This window comes from Saprospiraceae bacterium (genome assembly GCA_016715965.1).
Lineage (GTDB): Bacteria > Bacteroidota > Bacteroidia > Chitinophagales > Saprospiraceae > Vicinibacter.
Window position 1 is genome coordinate 643,258 of record JADJXG010000001.1, and the last position, 17,596, is coordinate 660,853.

Sequence of the window (17,596 nt, forward strand, 5' to 3'; positions counted from 1 at the left end):
GCGGTAATTATTTCATACTTTACGATCCATTTTATTTTTATGCACATCCTCCTCATCTACCATCAAAAACCAAGGCAACAGAGAAAAGCCATAGCTGCGCATTTGCAGGCCTTTGGCCGGCAGGAACAGCATCCGGTAGTGTATTGGAATATTGCCTATGGTGATCCTCCCTTATTAAATGATTCTACCTTTAATGCCATCCTTTTTCACTTTACTTTTTTCCTGCCAAACATCAACAAACCATTTGATCATTTATTTAAATCCTGGCCCAAACTCAAAAAAACCAAGATCTATAAAGCGGCAATGGTACAGGATGAATACATTCATTCAACAAGTCTTTGCCACTTTATGAAGGAATTTGGAGTATCTGAAATCTTCACCTGTCTTCCGGAATCTCTCTGGCAAACAGTCTATCCTTCAGCTTTTACAGGGATTCAACATTATCATACGGTCCTCACAGGATACATCGACGAAGACATGATTTCCAAATACAGCAATTATGCACTCCCCCACGAACAAAGATCACTCGATGTAGCCTACCGTGCGCGCAAAATGCCTTTTAATCTTGGATCTTTTGGCACTTACAAATGGAGACTCACAGAAATATTTTCTGAAAAACTAAAAAACAGCCATTTAAAAACCGACCTGTCCAATGATCCCAATCGGTTTATTTTTGGCGAGGATTGGTATCGCTTTGTCGGAAGTACAAGGACAATGTTGGGATGTGAGGGGGGATCCAGTTTACACGATCCGGATGGCAGCATCCGAAAATGCTGTGAAAATTATCAACTGGAATTCCCCGATGCCGATTTTGAAACGGTCGAAAGCCATTGCTTTCCAGGGCTCGATGGAAAATTTCCCTATTACGCGCTTTCACCACGACATTTTGAAGCAGCCGTGAGCAAAACCTGCCAGGTATTGATCGAAGGTGATTACAATGGCATCTTCCAATCCGGCGTCCATTACATTTCAATCGCCAAAGACTGGTCCAATCTGGAAGAGGTCATTCAAAAAATAAATGACCGTGAATACTGTGAAAAAATAGCAGAAAGGGCCTATGCCGACATCGTCGCTTCGGGACTTTATACCTATCCCCGCTTTGTCGAAACCGTCTTTCATCAAATTCAACTCCATCTCAAAGTACCTGAAATGTCCGGGCAAAACGCTTCGGCCACTCAGATTTTTAAGCTTTTTCACCAATATCCCTGGCTCTATTCTCCCTTCCTTTACTCCAAAGCCATGGTCACCGAATGGGCAAAAAGAGCCGTATGGTTTCTGGGTCTGGATCGCTTTTCCTGGTTTAAAAAACTGGAACAAAAGCTCTTTGGCAGCATTGCCACCCGATGATCCAGGTCCGGACTGATCCAAATATGATCAAATATTCTAATAAAATCGGCCAATTTTGAGCATCTTTGCGCCCGTTTTAATATCTTTTACAGAGCCTCATGTGCGGTATTGCAGGAATATATCAAAAACACTTATGCCGGAACCTGTCGGGAATGCAACTCGAATTGAGCCACATGAACCATCTCATCCGTCACAGGGGGCCCGATGGTTTTGGCCATCACTTTTCCGAAAACCTCCGCATCGGACTGACACATAGGCGATTGTCTATTATTGATACAAGTGCCACCGGAAATCAACCCATGGTTTTTGACAATGGTCAAACAGTCATCATCTACAATGGCGAACTCTACAATTACCTTGAGCTCAAAGACGAACTCAAGAGTCATTTTCCATTTAGGACGCAATCGGATACCGAAGTCATCGTCGCTGCATACCGGCATTGGGGAGAAGCATGCTTGCAAAGGTTTCGAGGCATGTTTGCTTTTGCCATTTGGAGTGCCGAAAAACAGGAATTGTTTTTGGCGCGGGATCGTTTCGGAATCAAGCCCCTCTATTTTTTAGAAACGGAAGAGGCCATTTATTTTGGCTCTGAATGCAAAGCCCTTTTGCCCTTTGTGGAAAAAGTAGAAATAGATCGGGAGGGATTGAAAGACTATCTGGCTTTCCAATTTTGCCTCGATGGAAAAACGCTGTTTAAAAATATCCGCGAACTGCTTCCGGCCCACCAAATGACCATCCGTCCAGATTCTGTCGAACTCAAACGATATTGGGAAGTCAATTACCATCCTGATTTTGAAAAATCCTCGGACTATTTTGAAAACGAATTGCGCGAACTGCTTCATGAATCTGTAAAATACCATCTCAGATCCGATGTGCCTGTTGGTGCTTATGTGAGCGGTGGTATCGACAGCAGTGCGATTGCCTCCATTGCCGCAGATGAATCGACCGATGAATTTTTGGGATTTACCGGAAAATTTTCCTTTGGCACAGATTATGATGAAAGTGCCTATGCATTGGATCTTGCGCGATCCAAGAACTTTAGCCTGCACCAAATTGACATCGTCGAAAAAGATTTTACGGATCAAATCCAAAAGGTGATTTATCATTTGGATTTTCCGGTGGCAGGTCCGGGTTCATTTCCACAATTCATGGTTTCTTCCTTGGCTGCAAAATACCGCAAAGTAGTTTTAGGAGGTCAGGGAGGAGATGAAATTTTTGGTGGATATACCCGATATCTGATTGCTTATTTTGAGCAATGCATCAAAGCCGCCATCAATGGGACTCAAAACAATGGTAACTTCATCGTTACTTACGAATCCATCATCCCCAATCTGATTTCCCTTCGCAATTACAAGCCCATGCTGCAGGAGTTTTGGAGAGATGGACTATTTGAAGAAATGGACCATCGGTATTTTAGACTGATCAACCGAGCACCTCATTTGGGTGATGCCATTCGTTGGGAACTGTTGGAAGATTACCATCCATTTGAAAGTTTTCAGAAAATATTTAATGGTGACAATGTAGGCAAACAATCCTATTTTGATCAGATGACCCATTTCGATTTTAAAACATTGCTGCCCGCCTTGCTCCAGGTAGAAGATCGCATGAGCATGGCACATGGATTGGAATCCAGGGTTCCACTGCTCGATCACAAAATAGTAGAACTGGCTGCCACCATTCCTTCCAATATCAAGTTTGAAAATGGAGATATGAAACACATTTTCAAAAAAGTTGTGAAGCCTCTGTTGCCAGATTCCATTCTTCAGAGAAAAGACAAAATGGGATTTCCAACACCCTTGGTGGAATGGTCTAAAAAATCTCCGGTCAGAGAATTCATCCTGGATTTGTTTAGCACCGCCGCATCCAAGCATCGTTCTTATATAGACAACAGCAAGGTGATGGAAAAAATCCAGAACGAAACCAGGTTTGGCAGAAATCTTTGGGCCTTTCTTTGCCTTGAGTTGTGGCAAAGTGAATTTCTCGATAAAAACCATTCCATTCAAAATATTGCAACATCAAATAAAATCAAGATATCATGAGAAAAATATTAATCACAGGTGGTGCGGGATTCATCGGTTCGCATCTTGCAGATCGCTTACTGGCGAAGGGAGACCATGTATTGGTCATTGACAATTATCAGACAGGAAGAAGAGACAATCTCAGCCCTCATCCAAATTTGAAAATCATCGAAGGGAGCATCGCAGATGCAGGTTTGGTGCATCGCTGTTTTGATGAATTTAAACCGGAGCTGGTGGTTCACGCAGCCGCTTCTTACAAAGATCCCAACAATTGGATTGAAGATGTAAACACCAATATTTTGGGTACAATCCATGTGGTGGAAGCTGCCAAAAAAAATGAAGTGAAAAGATTTATCTATTTTCAGACTTCGCTGTGCTATGGATTAAAACCTCTGGAACAACCCATTACTCTAAAACACCCACTTTTTTCTGGTGACTATCCGGGTGGAAGCAGTTACGCAATTAGTAAAACTTCCGGCGAACAATACATCGAACTCAGTGGCTTAGAATTTCTTTCTTTCAGATTGGCCAACGCGTATGGACCGCGCAATATCAGCGGGCCCCTGCCTACTTTTTTTCAAAGACTGACAACCGGCAAAGCTTGCTTTGTAATGGACACGCGCAGGGATTTTATTTACATCGATGATTTGGTCGCTGTCGTGCTTGGCGCCCTGGAAGGAAAGGGAGAAAAGGGATATTACCACATCGCCACCGGAGCAGATTATTCCATCAAAGAATTGTTTGATGCAACCATCAAATCTCTGGGCATCCAATTGGAAAAAGAAGTAGAAGTTCGCCCAAGAGGTGAGGACGATGTTTTTACTATTTTGATCGACCCTTCCAAAACAGAAAAGCATTTTGACTGGAAGGCAAAAACCGCACTTGAATATGGCGTCGATCAGGCCATACAATACTATCAGAAATATGGTATAGAGCAAACATTTACCCACTTAAAGAAAATGGATTAAGGAAAATGTCTCTATTTGAAAACAAAAAAATCCTGATAGCCGGTGGTGCCGGATTCGTTGGAAGCAATTTGACACGAGCGGTTTCTCAACAAAGTCCCTCCCAAATTTTTGTCGTGGACAATTTGTTGTCTTCTGAAAAAGAAAACATTCGGGATATTGCCAATGTGGAATTTATTCAGGCTTCAATTGCAGATGATGCAGTCCTTCATCGATTGTACGAAGTCGGAGTGGATTTTATTTTTCATCTGGCTACCTATCATGGCAACCAGAGTTCGATCCACGATCCGATCGCAGACCACAACAACAATTTGATCACCTCTATCAAATTATTTGATAAATTTAAAAATGATGCGCGTGTTCAAAAGATAGTGTACTCTGCGGCAGGATGTGCGGTTGCAGAAAAACTTGTGACAGAAGCAAGTGCCACCGTGGAAGAGGACATCGTCTCTCTAAAAATGGACAGCCCTTACAGCATTTCAAAGATTGTCGGAGAATTCTATGCCGTTTATTACCACAAACAACATCAGACTCCCATTGTCAGAGCCCGTTTTCAAAATGTATACGGTCCGGGAGAAGTGCTCGGAGCGGGTCAATGGAGAGGAACTCCGGCGACGGTGTGGAGAAATGTTACACCCACTTTTGTGTACAAAGCACTCAACGGGATGGCTTTGCAACTGGAGAATGCAGGTTCGGGTTCGAGGGATTTTATTTTTGTGGAGGACATCGTCTATGGGTTGATCGCCTGTGCAGAATTCGGCACAGCAGGTGAGGTGTACAACCTGGCCAGCGGGAAAGAAACCACCATCAAAGAATGGGCCGAATTGATTTTGGATTTAACTGAAAGCAGTTCTCATTTGGAGATTTTGCCAAAAAGAGATTGGGATACTTCCATCAAGCGTTTTGGCAGCACCGTAAAATCGAAAGAGCAACTCCATTTTGAAGCAAAGACACAAGCGGTGGAAGGTTTGAGAAAAACCATCCAATGGACAGAAGCGAATATGGAGTTTATCCAAAAATGCATGGACAAACACAAGGGTCATTTGACGGTATAGAAAGGCTCTTTTACCAATCAAAGATAAATTGTCAAACATATTAATTTTAATAAAGCCAAAAACAGAATTCAATACACTGGCGTAATTTCGTTGGGATTATCACGCTAAATGCGTACCTGTGATTTTCATGTTGTCACTTCGCTCCTCACCTTGAATTTCCATATTTTCACATGGCGTCGAAGCAGAATTTAGTACGCTGCATGCGTACCCTTCACGGAGTTTCGGAACGCTTTAGCGTCCCTGCGGTTTCCACATTTCCAAATTTCCAAATTTTCACATCTCCAAATTTCCACATCTCCAAATTTCCACATTTCCACATCTCCAAATTTCCACATTTCCACATCTCCAAATTTCCACATTTCCACATCTCCAAATTTCCAAATTTTCACATCTCCAAATTTCCACATTTTCACATTTCCAAATTGACCCATTCTATTCAATGCCAGAAAAAACCCAACACACCGATGGCCACGATGGTCCATCCCGTGATTAAACCGGCGTTGTGCTCAATTTTATGTAGATTAAACCGCTCCCATCCATTCCAGGCAATGTGGATCCAAATCATCATACCGCTGAGCGTCACCAGAGCATAAATCAATCCCACCATCAATAAATACCAAAGTCCGTGCTGACCAGCTGCAAAAAGAGTACCTCAATCTCCAAACATGGAGACAGAATCATAAACATCATCAGCGAAAGCACCACCTGCTTTTTGCGGATAGGAGGTTCTGTGAGATCGTCATCGATGTGAAAATGGTGATGGGTATGATGGCGATAGATGAAATAAAGTCCCATCAAAATCAAAGCCAACGGTCCAGCCCAATGCAAGATTTCTCCAAAATTTGTCTGAAGACTGAATCCAAGCCAGCCCAGGATTAATCCCAGTAAAAATGAACTCAATACATGGGCCAAACCGGTCAATAAAGTAATCCTCACCGTCTCTGACTTGCTCCATTTTGCATTTTTCGAAATCATCAACAAAGGAATCCAATGACTTGGAATAATCGCATGCATGAGGCTTACGATCACGGTACCTGTTATTATCTGATACATTGGTCTGCAAAGGTCCGCAAAATCGCACACAGGATCTCAACAAAATTACCAGCAGAACAAACAATCCTTGGAAGATCAAACATTCTTCTGGCCTGACATATTCAAAATATTCCATATCAATATATTGCATATTATTCTAGACTGGTTGATGAAAGTCATAGCCTCCATTGATCTTCATCAACTTTTGGCTAAGGCAAATGTTCCTATCTTGCACCGCGTATTTTACCCAGACTTATGTATAAAATTCTCTGTCCTGTTGATTTTAGTCCGGCATCAGAAAATGCTTTGGAATATGCCATCGAATTCGGAAAAATTCACTCTGCACAAATTGTGCTGCTCCATGTTTTTTCGATTCCTGTTGCCTCTGCAGATGCCTTTGTCTTTGTACCCGGTATGGAGGAAATTGAACAAATAAAAAATGCCTGGCAGGAAAGAATGGAGAGCCTCATCCTAAAGTACAAACCACAATTGAATGAAGCCATGACCCTCTCAGGAGTCGTTCGTTACGGTGAAGCTACCATGGAGATTCTCTTATTGGCCAGGGACCTGAAACCAAACTTGCTTGTCATGGGTATGCAAGGAGAGGGATTCATCAAAGAAAAAATCATCGGAAGTGTCGCCACCAGGGTGATGGCTGAATACGAACACCCCATCCTTATTATTCCATCTGAATGCAAATACAAAGAAATTCACCACATTGTGTTTTTCTACGACGGACAGGATTTTAAAGACCATCATGTATTAAGCCCTCTTGTTGAAACCGTCGAATCCTTAAACTCCAATCTGAGGGTTTGTACCATTGCCCCCAGCGTGGACGAGTTCCCTGACTTTCAGGATAAATTATGCGCAGATTCTCTTGCCCCCTCGTTAAAGCAACTCCACAATGTAGGATACAACATTGTCCAATCACCGCATTTTCTGGATGCCATTGAACATTATTTGTCACAGCATCCGGCCGATTTGATTTTTACAGTCAAAAGAAAGTACCATTTTTTAGAATCACTGTTTAAGACCAGTAAGGCAAAAACACTTGCTTTTCATTCACACCTTCCTTTGCTTTCATCATTAGATTAATCTGCACCGCCATGAAAATAATCATTAAAGACGATCTCAGCATCGCAGAAATACAAAAACAATTTTCAGAGATATTCCCTTATTTGAAAATCGAGTTTTTCACAAAACCGCACAAGAAATTCACAGGATCGAAAAGGGAAAATATGATTCCTGCCAATACAACCATCGCAGATTGCCGTACGATCCAATCAGAAGGAGCATTAACGTTTGGAGAGGAAACGAAAGTGGCACAACTCGAAAAGGACATGATGGATAAATTTGGACTGTATGTTCAGGTATTCAGACGTTCCGGTAACGTTTGGATTGAAACAACCGTAACAGACGACTGGACCTTGGGAAAACAGAATTCGGAAGCTGAATCTTTTATAAGAGACATTCGCGAAAATGAAGATGCTTACAACCGGGAACATCTCAGCTGATCTTCCACTCATTTTATTGCATACCAACCCGCCACCAAAATCCCAACATCACATCTGAAGGCTGTCTTCATCAGACAAAATGCCTTTTGAATCATTGAGATAATTTATAACTTGCGGCCTCATTTTGCCAGATTTGTTTATGTGCATTTGGCAAAGTGCTTCTTAAAATTCATTTAAAATTTTAGGTATGTTGATAGCCATGATGATAACTTTTGTTTTGGGATATCTGATGATCATCCTGGAACATCCCCTCAAAATTGACAAGGCTGTATCCGCCATTTTTACCGGAGTCATCTGCTGGGTGATCGTTGCAATCTATCATGAAACCATTCAATCCGGTTCTGAACCTTCTGAGCTGGTCGCACATCACCTTGGAGAAATTGCCCAAATTTTACTCTTTCTGATTGGGGCGATGACCATTGTTGAATTGATTGATGCTCACAAAGGATTTAATGTTTTATCCGAATTAATAAAGAGCAATAAAAAAAGTACTTTATTAATTCTTATCAGCTTTCTTTCATTTTTCATTTCAGCGGTGCTGGACAATCTGACCACCACCATTGTGATGATTTCACTGGTCAGAAAACTGATTCACGGTGCAGATGCAAGAAAATGGTATGCCGGATTTATCATCATCGCTGCCAATGCGGGTGGCGCTTGGTCCCCTTTGGGCGACGTCACAACCACCATGCTTTGGATCGGTGGCAAAGTGAGCACCGAAGAATTGATCAAGTATGTTTTCTTTCCTTCCGTCCTTTGTCTTCTAGTGCCTCTTTTTATCGGATTGCTTTTTACAAATCATTTCAAAGGCAATGTCCAGCCAGCGGAAGACACTTCGGAGCACTCCAAACTTGGCTCTAGTAAAATCATGCTCATTGTGGGAATTTTATCCTTTCTTTCCGTTCCAGTTTTCAAAACCCTTACCCATCTGCCTCCTTATTTAGGAATGATGCTCGCACTCGCCATTGTATGGCTGGTTTCTGAATTCGTGGACACCAAAGTGGAAGCCTTTACCCATGAAGAAAAATACAAGTTGACTGCCCGCTATGCTCTTTCCAAGATTGAAATACCCGGCATCCTTTTTTTCTTTGGGATTCTGACAGCTGTTGCTGCTTTAGATACGGTCGGAATTCTTGCCAGTATGGCGACGCAACTCGATGCATTTCTTGGTCATAAAGACTATGTAGCCATCGTTTTAGGCGTCCTCTCCGCCATCATAGACAATGTTCCGCTGGTAGCCGGCTCTATGGGTATGTTTGAATTACCCAAGGACCACGAATTTTGGCATTTTATCGCTTATTCCGCAGGCACCGGTGGCTCTTTGCTGATCATCGGATCTGCCGCCGGAGTAGCCGCGATGGGAATGGAAAACATCGATTTCATTTGGTACCTCAAAAAAATCGGAGGCCTGGCGGCCCTTGGCTTTATCACAGGTTGTATTTGGTTTTTGGTGGTCGGGGGATAGTCCAATTGTCCCCGGTATACATCGTCCAGGATCCGTGGATTCCGGCAAATTAATGGAACTTGTTTTTTTAAAAAATTGTTCAATGATGGCGTTCAATGGAATTTTGAAAATACAGAGGAAGAAATTGCCCTGATCAAAATTGATTACTTTTGTTATTAAATTAAAAAGAACATAAAATGTCGCTCAAAAACATGTTTTCCACCCGTACCGGCTCAAGCCCGATGCTCAGACCTTCTATTCTTGAAAACAGCCAAAACAAGACCCTCGAACTTTCAGAAAGGATGACCGTAGCCGGTGCGATCAATAAATCCCTCATCATGGGAGCACTTCTGTTGATAACTGCAGCTATAGCCTGGATGATGCCCAACATGATATTCCTGTGGACCGGAGCCATTGGAGGACTGGTTTGCGTCATTGCTTCTGCCTTCAGGCCTCAGTGGTCCGCATGGATTGCTCCTACTTATGCACTTTTAGAAGGTTTGTTCATAGGAACCATCTCCTACTTTTACGCTTCCATGTATGATGGAATTGTATTTCATGCCTCCAGTCTGACCATTGCCTTGTTTTTTCTGATGCTTTTTTTGTTTAAATCAGGGATTATAAAAGTCAATCAAACATTCCGCTCGATCATTATAGGTGCAACTGCAGCCATTGCAGTCGTATATCTGATCACTTTGGTATTAAGCTTTTTTAGCATTCAGGTTCCATTTATCCATGGCAATGGAATATTTGGAATTGGATTTAGCCTTCTGGTGGTTGGAATTGCAGCTTTTAATTTGATGCTCGATTTTGATTTTTTTGAAAAAGGTGAACAAGGCGGATTGGCAAAACATTACGAATGGTATGCAGCCATGGGTCTCTGGGTCACTTTGATCTGGCTCTACATTGAAATGCTTCGATTGCTGTCTAAAATTTCGAGCAGAGATTAATCTTCCAATCGATCGAAAAAAGCATCCAATTCATCAAAATCAAATATCCCCGTTTGTGTTTCGCGGCCGGGATTAAACAGGAGTCCGAGGCAGTCATTCGGTATTTTGGAATCCTTCAAATCCTGGATGTGTAAAAAAGTTTTTTCAGCCTGATAGCTATCTGAAGCTGCCACTGAGCCAATTTTCACCGTCTGGACTTCACCATTTGGTTTTTTAAAATCAGAAATTTGGATGCTTGAATTTTTATCCCAGTAGATTACTTCATCCAGGGTCTGATGACTTCTAAAAATTTCAACCTTTTCATAATCCCAGGAAATTCCGACCAGCAACGGTCCTGAAGTCCATTCTCTGAGTTGAGCAATCAAACGATCCGTCTGCAATGCGTCCAATTGATCAAGGTCGATTCCAATGTAATGCACCCCTCTGGCAGCAAGGTATCTGGCAATGGTAATATCAAATACCGGAAAAGCAAACAATAAAGATTGGTTCATACTGGAAAATGAATTTCTTGTGGATTGGATTCGAAACACTTGAATGACCTCCGGTGGTGAGGACTCAGTCCAAAAAGCTTTATGGCCTCCCGGTGAAAGGCGGTGGGGTAACCCTTGTTTTCATGCCAGCCATATCCTTCGTATTCACGATGTAAGTCAATCATGATGGCATCGCGGTAAGTTTTTGCCAGAATGGAAGCCGCAGCAATGGATTGATAGATGCCGTCCCCCCTGACAATGGCCATTTGTGGAATGTGGCTGATCGGTATTGGTTTGTTTCCATCCACTAGCACCAAGGCGGGCATCGGAGACAATTGTTGAACACAAAGAGCCATTGCCCGAAGACTGGCCTGGAGAATATTGTAGTGATCAATCTCCTGTGGGGATTGAGTTTGGACGGACCAGGATTTTGCCTTTTCCAAAATCTCATCCCTTAAGCTTAATCTTTGATTTTCAGTTAGTTTTTTACTATCCTGCAAATTTTTAATGGGTCTGTCCGGATCCAATATGACCGCAGCGGCAACGACCGGACCGGCAAGGCACCCTCGTCCGGCTTCATCACAACCAGCTTCATATTGATTTTTTTTATAATATGATCTTAATTTATTCACTTATAACGCCAAAAATTCTATCTTTGCCGGGCAAAATTACGCAATCCCGATGAGGTCTCAACTACTGGTGCTATCCGTATTCTTATTGATTTTTAAGCTCGGTCACTCTCAGACCCATTGGCATAAATTGAAGATTCCCCTGCAAGGAAAAACCATTTTGGATCTTCAAAAAACAGGACTTGCCTTTGATCACGGTGTTTATGTACCCGGCGAGACCTTTACAGGGGACTTTACCCACGAAGAAATGGAAAAACTGCTGGCGCATGGATTTGTACCAGAAATTGTTCCTTCACGTCTTTTAATCGAACCAAGAACCGCTGATCCCTGTGATAGCTTTTTGGTAAATCCCCCTGTTTTCAAGATGCCCGCCGAATATCCTTTTGGATCAATGAATGGTTTTCCGACCTTGGTCGAGATTTACGAGTCCCTTGATTTGATGGCAGAGCTGTATCCTCATCTCGTGCTTTCCAAAAAGAGAATCGGCAATTTTCTGACCCAGGAAGGCAGACCTATTTACTACGTCAAAATTTCTGACAATCCGGAATTGGATGAGCAGGAACCCGAAATTCTCTATACTGCACTGCACCATGCCAGAGAACCCCTGAGCATGTCACAGATGCTTTTTTACATGTGGTATTTGCTTGAAAACTACAATAAGGATCCCGAAATCAAAAGGTTGGTCAACAGCAGAGCCATGTATTTTATACCCTGTGTCAATCCGGATGGTTATTACTACAATCAGGAGACCAATCCAAGAGGAAATGGATTTTGGAGAAAAAACCGAAAAAGCCTCACCGAAGGAATTGGGGTGGATCTCAATCGAAATTACGGATACCAATGGGGAATTAATGACATCGGCTCATCTCCGGATGTGGATTCGGAAGTATTCAGAGGACTCAATCCATTTTCTGAAATAGAAACCCAGGCCGTAAAAGCATTTTGCGAAAGCAGGCGATTTAAAATTGCCATGAATTACCACTCCCATGGAGATATTTTAATTGTTCCCTGGGGATACAGCAATCTGCCGACACGGGATTCAACCGCCTACATGGCGATTGCCCAACAACTCACCCGTTACAATCAATTTAAAGTAGGCACCACATTTAATACCCTGAATTACGAGGTCAACGGTGTCTCAGACGATTGGATGTACGGAACCCTTGGAATATTCTCTTTTACGCCTGAAGTGGGATACGCATTTTGGCCGGATCGCAAAGACATTACCTGGCTCAATGAATCTACCCAATACATGAACCTGATGTCTGCCTGGAATGCAGGTGCCTGTGCCCAGATGAAAGATTTAGGTCAGACTGCATTGGAAGAAAGAGATGGCAATCTGGAGATTTTGATCAGCCGAACCGGTTTGGAAGACCAGGCCATCAAATTATCTGCTTCCATTGATCAGGCCCATCTTTTTACCCTGGATTTACCTTCAGCATTTCATGTCGGAGCTGGATCTCATACCGTATTGAAGATTCCCTTCACTTTGTCCAGTCAAATAAAATATGGTGATCAAATCAACATTGAACTGACTTTGCAAACCGGTGATTACATTCATCAAATTCAGTTGAGTAAAATTTATTTGGGAAGACCCATCTGGGAAGAAGATTGTCTGGACACCGATCAGTGGATTTCATCTGGGGGAGTTTTAGCGGCAACCAGCGAAAGTTTTACTTCAGAGCCTTCTAGTTTTACTGATTCTCCTCATTCGATGGTGATCGGTTCCGGAGAAATTAAAATGCGGACCAAAAATATTCTGGATTTGACCACTGCAAGAGATGCTAAACTGAGTTTTAGAGCCAAATGGGATCTGGACAAAGAAGTAGATTTCGCACAGATCAAGATATCGGAAGACGGTGTAAGTTTTATTCCCTTATGCGGTCAGTACACTGTGCTCGGATCGGCTTTTCAGGATTTGGACAAACCGGTTTATACGGGACGTCAAAGCGATTGGATTTCGGAATGGCTCGATCTAAAACCATGGCTCGGCAAAAAAATATACCTTCAGTTGTTTGTCGCCACCAATTACAGTGAACAGGATCGGGATGGTTTTTACATCGACGATATTCGGGTCTATTCAGACCTCATCAATTCTTCAGAAGATAAAATCCATCCTGAAGAATTTTCGCTTAAAATTTATCCGCAACCTGCAGAAGACCACATCCAGCTTGTCGGTGATATCCATGCGGAAGATGAAATTTTTCTCATTGATTTGGGAGGAAACAAGTCTAAACTTTGGAAGCAGAATCAAAGTGAAAATGGGCTGCTCGTCAAGCTTCCAGCGTTAAATACAGGACTTTATTTTATACAATTGATCCGATCAGACGGAAAAAGTCTGATCCAAAAATTGACAATCCGATAAACATGAATATTTCACAATATTTGAGCGCTCTGGGACTCCAATCCAAAGAGGCAGGAAGCTGGTCATCCACAGTACTTGGATCCAATTCATCTGCATTGATAGAAAGCTTTTCTCCGGTGGATGGACAAAAGATTGGGGAAGTGGAAATCACATCCAGACAAGAATACGATCGTTTGGTGGAGGAAGCGCATTTGTCCTTCCTCTCCTGGAGAAAAATACCTGCGCCTAAAAGAGGTGAATTTGTCAGATTGTTGGGCAATAAACTGAGAGAAAATAAAGAGTCACTCGGCGCCCTGGTCTCATACGAAATGGGAAAATCCTATCAGGAAGGACTTGGAGAAGTGCAAGAAATGATCGATATCTGTGATTTTGCAGTCGGATTAAGCCGGCAGTTGTATGGCCTTACCATGCATTCAGAAAGACCGGATCACCGGATGTATGAGCAATGGCATCCACTCGGTGTGGTAGGTGTCATTTCTGCTTTCAATTTTCCGGTCGCAGTCTGGTCATGGAATGCGGCTTTGGCATGGGTTTGTGGAAACACCGTGATTTGGAAACCATCCGAGAAAACACCCCTTTGCGGAATTGCTGTACAGAAGATGACTGCAGAACTAATCCGCGAACAAAATCTACCTTCCGGCTTGTCCATTTTGGTAAATGGATCAGCAGAAGTTGGACAATGGATTTGCAAAGACCACAGAATACCCTTGGTTTCAGCCACCGGATCTACGCGCATGGGTAAGTCTGTTGGAATGACCGTCGCTGAAAGATTTGGAAAAAGTATCTTAGAACTCGGCGGCAACAATGCCATCATCATCAGCCCATCTGCCAACCTCCGGCAAGTTTTACCTGCAATCGTTTTTGGAGCAGTAGGCACTGCAGGACAACGCTGTACTTCGACGCGAAGATTGATCATCCATGAATCCGTGTACGATCAGGTTTGCGTTGTATTAAAACAGGCATACAGTCAACTGCGAATTGGAAATCCCTTGGACGAATCCAATCATGTTGGGCCTTTGATTGACCAGGATGCCGTCAGATTGTATCTGGAGTCGGTTCAAAAAATCAAAGAACAGGGAGGAAGTTTTTTGATTGAAGCTGCAGTCCTTCAAGGTCCGGAATATTCAAGTGGTTGTTATGTACAGCCCTGTATTGCAGAGGTCCGCACCGATATGCCAATCGTCCGTCATGAAACTTTTGCACCGATTCTCTATCTGCTTAAATATAAAGATCTTGATGATGCCATCAGGATTCAGAACGAGGTGCCACAGGGATTGTCTTCGGCCATCATGACAGAAAGTCTAAAAGAAGCTGAAAAATTTTTGTCCCATGAGGGATCAGATTGCGGCATAGCGAATGTCAACATCGGCACTTCCGGTGCTGAAATCGGTGGCGCTTTTGGCGGAGAAAAAGAAACGGGAGGAGGAAGAGAGTCAGGATCTGATGCCTGGAAAGCTTATATGAGGCGTCAGACAAATACAATCAGCTATAGCGACAAACCGACTTTGGCGCAAGGGATTAAATTTGAATTTTAAAAAATAAAATCTTGAATATCTAAGAGGATAAATGGCACTACAATTTCGGGGATGACATTCTCGTTTTAAGATTTACTTAATTTCTCTTGACAACATTTATCATCCATAGCGAATGCTTTACCTTTGTTTTAAAATAATACAAAATATGAAAATCAATCTGCATTTTACATTGGTCTCCGTTGTTATTTTGCTTGCAAGTTGCGCTAGAATTTACAAAAGTCCGCAATTGGAATCAAGTGTTGCCTCCCATAGAATCGTTGCCATTGCTCCACCAAAAGTTTCCATTGCGGCACAAAAGAAAGTGGATGCTGGAGCACTTAAAGAACAACAAAAAACAGAATCAAACAATTTTCATCAGGAAATTTCGAATTGGATGCTCAAACGCAAAATGCAGGGCAGAATTTCTGTCAATGTTTTGGACATCGAAACTACCCAAGTCAAATTACAAAAAGCTGGTCATTATGGCAGCAACCCATTAACTCCTGACGAGATCTGTGAATTGTTGGAAGTGGATGCGCTCATCACTTCCAATTTTGCCTTGTCCAAGCCGATGTCCGAAGGAGGCGCCATCGCACTCGGACTTTTGGTGGGAGTCTGGGGCTCGACCAATGAAGCAGATGTAACGCTCGGTATTTATGATAGAAAAACCAAATCAGTGGTCTGGAATTTTGAGCATACCGTTTCAGGTTCTGTGGGTAGTTCTCCTGCCCGATTGGTTGAGAATTTGATGAGCTACGCAAGTCGGAAGTTGCCCTACAGGACGAAGGGTAAGTAGTCGATTGGAGAATTAGTCGCGTGCCCCCAACGCAGTAGGTGGGATTAGTCAATTTGGAAATCGAAGATGACGCCAACGGCGTTATGTAAAAACCGAAGGGACGCTAAAGCGTCCTAATCTCCGCGAAGGGTACGCTTTCAGCGTCTATTAGAGAATATAATATATAGTAAGGACGCAGAGATACCGCCATTGGCGCCATAAATTATGCAAAAGGAATTAAGAAAAAACTTTGAATTATACTTGAGCAAATATTCCTTAATTATAAGCCGGGAATTTCTTCGCAAATGGTTTAAATTGGTTTAGAGCGGCCTGATTCAATACATTTATTATCTGCCAGGTTGTTTAGCAGGCCAGGCATATTTTTAAGTTGAGCTTCCGCTCTTAATCCTCAACCGAACCAGCTCTAAACCAAACCTTGAAAAGTCCTCTTGGAAAAATACCCAACTAGAAAAGAGCAGAAACAAAGAACTTTGTGTAGGGTCAAGTACCCCACCGAAAATAATTCAAAAATTCAACTACTTTAGCAAACTCCATATAACTTTTGTTCTAAGGGTTTTCACTATTTTACTAGCATTATTGGTAATTTTTTGACAGATTTGATTATCTTTACAGCGAATGACCTCATAAAGGCGTCTATTCAAAATGATTGGGCTATTTGAAAAATGATTTGATAAAATCCAAACTAAAATGATGTTACACCATTACAAATACAATTTAAATTATTCTTTTCAAAATGTAATACACACAATTTGCCCACCTAAGCCTTGCCCCACTGGCAGTGATTGTGAGCTGGAAGTTTATGTTAAAGAATATATTTGCGACGATGGTGAATTTTCAGTTGAAATAGATGTACAAAATTCAAATTCAGCTAATCTTTGTTACAGAGTTCAAGGTGGTGCTAATTATCAGGGTTCATTGACTTCATTTCTCTTAGGACCATATACTGATGACATTTTTTTAACAATTTATCTCTGTAATACTCCAACATGTTACAAGCGTATATTTATTCCTTATTTGGATTGTGATGAAGATGATTTTCAAGGTGGCGGTTCGTCTAGAGTAAGTAATAGTTTAAATGATTTTGAATTGAGAATCATTCCAAATCCAATAAAAAATGGGGAAATTAACATAGAATCAAAAATGAAATTTACGGAATTTGAAATCTATAATATCACAAATCAATTAATTCAAAAAGCTTCATTTTCTGGGCCTTATTACCGCTTTTCAGCTGATCTAAGTCCAGGAGTATATTTTTTAAATTACAAGAATTTCCAAGGAGAATCTAGAACTGTAAAATTCTTTCAACAATAGTTTAATTTAAAATAAGCGGATGAAAGAATTCATCCGCTTATTTTATTTTCCACGCTTTTACCAGATTCTTAAAATGGAATAAAAATGAAAAGCATTCTGAAAATAATTCTAGTTTTCCTCATATTTGGAATCAGCTCAACTCAAATCTTTTGTCAAGCCTACTTATGCCTTAATGATCGTTTTGAC

17 protein-coding genes are annotated in these 17,596 nt (G+C 41.9%); 12 read left to right on the forward strand and 5 right to left on the reverse strand.

What is annotated here, in order from left to right; all coding sequences use genetic code 11:
• Nucleotides 1-39: 39 nt before the first annotated feature.
• From IPM48_02400 to IPM48_02415, 4 genes are all read left to right on the forward strand, one after another.
• Nucleotides 40-1,347: a glycosyltransferase family 1 protein gene (locus tag IPM48_02400; GenBank protein MBK9270421.1), complete on the forward strand. Its 1,308-nt coding sequence runs from the start codon at nucleotides 40-42 to the stop codon at nucleotides 1,345-1,347.
• 98 nt (nucleotides 1,348-1,445) lie between these two features.
• Nucleotides 1,446-3,386, forward strand: coding sequence for an asparagine synthase (glutamine-hydrolyzing) (gene asnB / locus IPM48_02405; GenBank protein ID MBK9270422.1), 1,941 nt, complete (start codon nucleotides 1,446-1,448; stop codon nucleotides 3,384-3,386).
• Complete coding sequence (locus tag IPM48_02410; GenBank protein MBK9270423.1) at nucleotides 3,383-4,333, forward strand: NAD-dependent epimerase/dehydratase family protein; 951 nt, start codon at nucleotides 3,383-3,385, stop codon at nucleotides 4,331-4,333. The genes asnB and IPM48_02410 overlap by 4 nt, the downstream gene beginning before the upstream one ends.
• 5 nt (nucleotides 4,334-4,338) lie before the next feature.
• Nucleotides 4,339-5,385: an NAD-dependent epimerase/dehydratase family protein gene (locus tag IPM48_02415; GenBank protein MBK9270424.1), complete on the forward strand. Its 1,047-nt coding sequence runs from the start codon at nucleotides 4,339-4,341 to the stop codon at nucleotides 5,383-5,385.
• 188 nt (nucleotides 5,386-5,573) lie between these two features.
• On the opposite strand, the gene IPM48_02420 is transcribed toward IPM48_02415, so the two are convergent.
• Genes IPM48_02420 through IPM48_02430 form a run of 3 tightly spaced genes read right to left on the reverse strand, consistent with a single transcriptional unit; the run spans nucleotide 5,574 to nucleotide 6,438 of the window.
• The gene (locus IPM48_02420) at nucleotides 5,574-5,816 is read right to left on the reverse strand and encodes a hypothetical protein (protein MBK9270425.1); all 243 of its coding nucleotides are present in this window, start codon (nucleotides 5,814-5,816) and stop codon (nucleotides 5,574-5,576) included.
• Between the two features lie 5 nt (nucleotides 5,817-5,821).
• On the reverse strand, nucleotides 5,822-5,992 hold the full coding sequence (locus IPM48_02425) for a hypothetical protein (protein ID MBK9270426.1): 171 nt from the start codon (nucleotides 5,990-5,992) through the stop codon (nucleotides 5,822-5,824).
• Nucleotides 5,992-6,438, reverse strand: coding sequence for a hypothetical protein (locus IPM48_02430; protein MBK9270427.1), 447 nt, complete (start codon nucleotides 6,436-6,438; stop codon nucleotides 5,992-5,994). The genes IPM48_02425 and IPM48_02430 overlap by 1 nt, the downstream gene beginning before the upstream one ends.
• A 234-nt stretch (nucleotides 6,439-6,672) precedes the next feature.
• On the opposite strand from IPM48_02430, the gene IPM48_02435 reads away from it, so the two are divergent.
• The 4 genes from IPM48_02435 (at nucleotide 6,673) to IPM48_02450 (ending at nucleotide 10,325) form a co-directional block, all read left to right on the forward strand.
• Entirely contained in the window at nucleotides 6,673-7,512 is an 840-nt protein-coding gene (locus tag IPM48_02435; protein ID MBK9270428.1) for a universal stress protein, read from the forward strand.
• Between the two features lie 11 nt (nucleotides 7,513-7,523).
• Complete coding sequence (locus IPM48_02440; GenBank protein ID MBK9270429.1) at nucleotides 7,524-7,931, forward strand: hypothetical protein; 408 nt, start codon at nucleotides 7,524-7,526, stop codon at nucleotides 7,929-7,931.
• 187 nt (nucleotides 7,932-8,118) lie between these two features.
• Nucleotides 8,119-9,396 carry a sodium:proton antiporter NhaD gene (gene nhaD, locus IPM48_02445; protein MBK9270430.1) on the forward strand — a complete coding sequence of 426 codons (1,278 nt, stop codon included), beginning with the start codon at nucleotides 8,119-8,121 and terminating at the stop codon, nucleotides 9,394-9,396.
• A 191-nt stretch (nucleotides 9,397-9,587) separates the two neighbouring features.
• The gene (locus IPM48_02450) at nucleotides 9,588-10,325 is read left to right on the forward strand and encodes a Bax inhibitor-1/YccA family protein (protein MBK9270431.1); all 738 of its coding nucleotides are present in this window, start codon (nucleotides 9,588-9,590) and stop codon (nucleotides 10,323-10,325) included.
• Here IPM48_02450 and IPM48_02455 read toward each other — a convergent pair.
• Nucleotides 10,322-10,816 carry a hypothetical protein gene (locus tag IPM48_02455; GenBank protein ID MBK9270432.1) on the reverse strand — a complete coding sequence of 165 codons (495 nt, stop codon included), beginning with the start codon at nucleotides 10,814-10,816 and terminating at the stop codon, nucleotides 10,322-10,324. The two genes, IPM48_02450 and IPM48_02455, sit on opposite strands and share 4 nt — an antisense overlap.
• Complete coding sequence (locus tag IPM48_02460; GenBank protein ID MBK9270433.1) at nucleotides 10,813-11,427, reverse strand: ribonuclease HII; 615 nt, start codon at nucleotides 11,425-11,427, stop codon at nucleotides 10,813-10,815. Before IPM48_02460 ends, IPM48_02455 begins: the two co-directional genes overlap by 4 nt.
• Nucleotides 11,428-11,476: 49 nt before the next feature.
• On the opposite strand from IPM48_02460, the gene IPM48_02465 reads away from it, so the two are divergent.
• From IPM48_02465 to IPM48_02480, 4 genes are all read left to right on the forward strand, one after another.
• The gene (locus IPM48_02465; GenBank protein ID MBK9270434.1) at nucleotides 11,477-13,789 is read left to right on the forward strand and encodes an immune inhibitor A; all 2,313 of its coding nucleotides are present in this window, start codon (nucleotides 11,477-11,479) and stop codon (nucleotides 13,787-13,789) included.
• A gap of 2 nt (nucleotides 13,790-13,791) precedes the next feature.
• Nucleotides 13,792-15,324, forward strand: coding sequence for an aldehyde dehydrogenase family protein (locus tag IPM48_02470; GenBank protein MBK9270435.1), 1,533 nt, complete (start codon nucleotides 13,792-13,794; stop codon nucleotides 15,322-15,324).
• Between the two features lie 145 nt (nucleotides 15,325-15,469).
• Nucleotides 15,470-16,099, forward strand: a complete 630-nt coding sequence (locus IPM48_02475) for a hypothetical protein (GenBank protein MBK9270436.1) — start codon at nucleotides 15,470-15,472, stop codon at nucleotides 16,097-16,099.
• Nucleotides 16,100-16,789: 690 nt separating this feature from the next.
• Complete coding sequence (locus IPM48_02480; GenBank protein ID MBK9270437.1) at nucleotides 16,790-17,410, forward strand: T9SS type A sorting domain-containing protein; 621 nt, start codon at nucleotides 16,790-16,792, stop codon at nucleotides 17,408-17,410.
• The last annotated feature ends 186 nt before the right edge of the window (nucleotides 17,411-17,596 follow it).

Excerpts from the sequence above, each read along its gene's own strand:
- IPM48_02400 (MBK9270421.1), top strand. The coding sequence starts at position 40 with ATGCACATCCTCCTCATCTACCATCAAAAACCAAGGCAACAGAGAAAA.
- asnB (MBK9270422.1), top strand. The coding sequence starts at position 1,446 with ATGTGCGGTATTGCAGGAATATATCAAAAACACTTATGCCGGAACCTG.
- IPM48_02410 (MBK9270423.1), top strand. The coding sequence starts at position 3,383 with ATGAGAAAAATATTAATCACAGGTGGTGCGGGATTCATCGGTTCGCAT.
- IPM48_02415 (MBK9270424.1), top strand. The coding sequence starts at position 4,339 with ATGTCTCTATTTGAAAACAAAAAAATCCTGATAGCCGGTGGTGCCGGA.
- IPM48_02420 (MBK9270425.1), bottom strand. The coding sequence starts at position 5,816 with ATGGGTCAATTTGGAAATGTGAAAATGTGGAAATTTGGAGATGTGAAA.
- IPM48_02425 (MBK9270426.1), bottom strand. The coding sequence starts at position 5,992 with ATGGTGGGATTGATTTATGCTCTGGTGACGCTCAGCGGTATGATGATT.
- IPM48_02430 (MBK9270427.1), bottom strand. The coding sequence starts at position 6,438 with ATGTATCAGATAATAACAGGTACCGTGATCGTAAGCCTCATGCATGCG.
- IPM48_02435 (MBK9270428.1), top strand. The coding sequence starts at position 6,673 with ATGTATAAAATTCTCTGTCCTGTTGATTTTAGTCCGGCATCAGAAAAT.
- IPM48_02440 (MBK9270429.1), top strand. The coding sequence starts at position 7,524 with ATGAAAATAATCATTAAAGACGATCTCAGCATCGCAGAAATACAAAAA.
- nhaD (MBK9270430.1), top strand. The coding sequence starts at position 8,119 with ATGTTGATAGCCATGATGATAACTTTTGTTTTGGGATATCTGATGATC.
- IPM48_02450 (MBK9270431.1), top strand. The coding sequence starts at position 9,588 with ATGTTTTCCACCCGTACCGGCTCAAGCCCGATGCTCAGACCTTCTATT.
- IPM48_02455 (MBK9270432.1), bottom strand. The coding sequence starts at position 10,816 with ATGAACCAATCTTTATTGTTTGCTTTTCCGGTATTTGATATTACCATT.
- IPM48_02465 (MBK9270434.1), top strand. The coding sequence starts at position 11,477 with ATGAGGTCTCAACTACTGGTGCTATCCGTATTCTTATTGATTTTTAAG.
- IPM48_02470 (MBK9270435.1), top strand. The coding sequence starts at position 13,792 with ATGAATATTTCACAATATTTGAGCGCTCTGGGACTCCAATCCAAAGAG.
- IPM48_02475 (MBK9270436.1), top strand. The coding sequence starts at position 15,470 with ATGAAAATCAATCTGCATTTTACATTGGTCTCCGTTGTTATTTTGCTT.
- IPM48_02480 (MBK9270437.1), top strand. The coding sequence starts at position 16,790 with ATGTTACACCATTACAAATACAATTTAAATTATTCTTTTCAAAATGTA.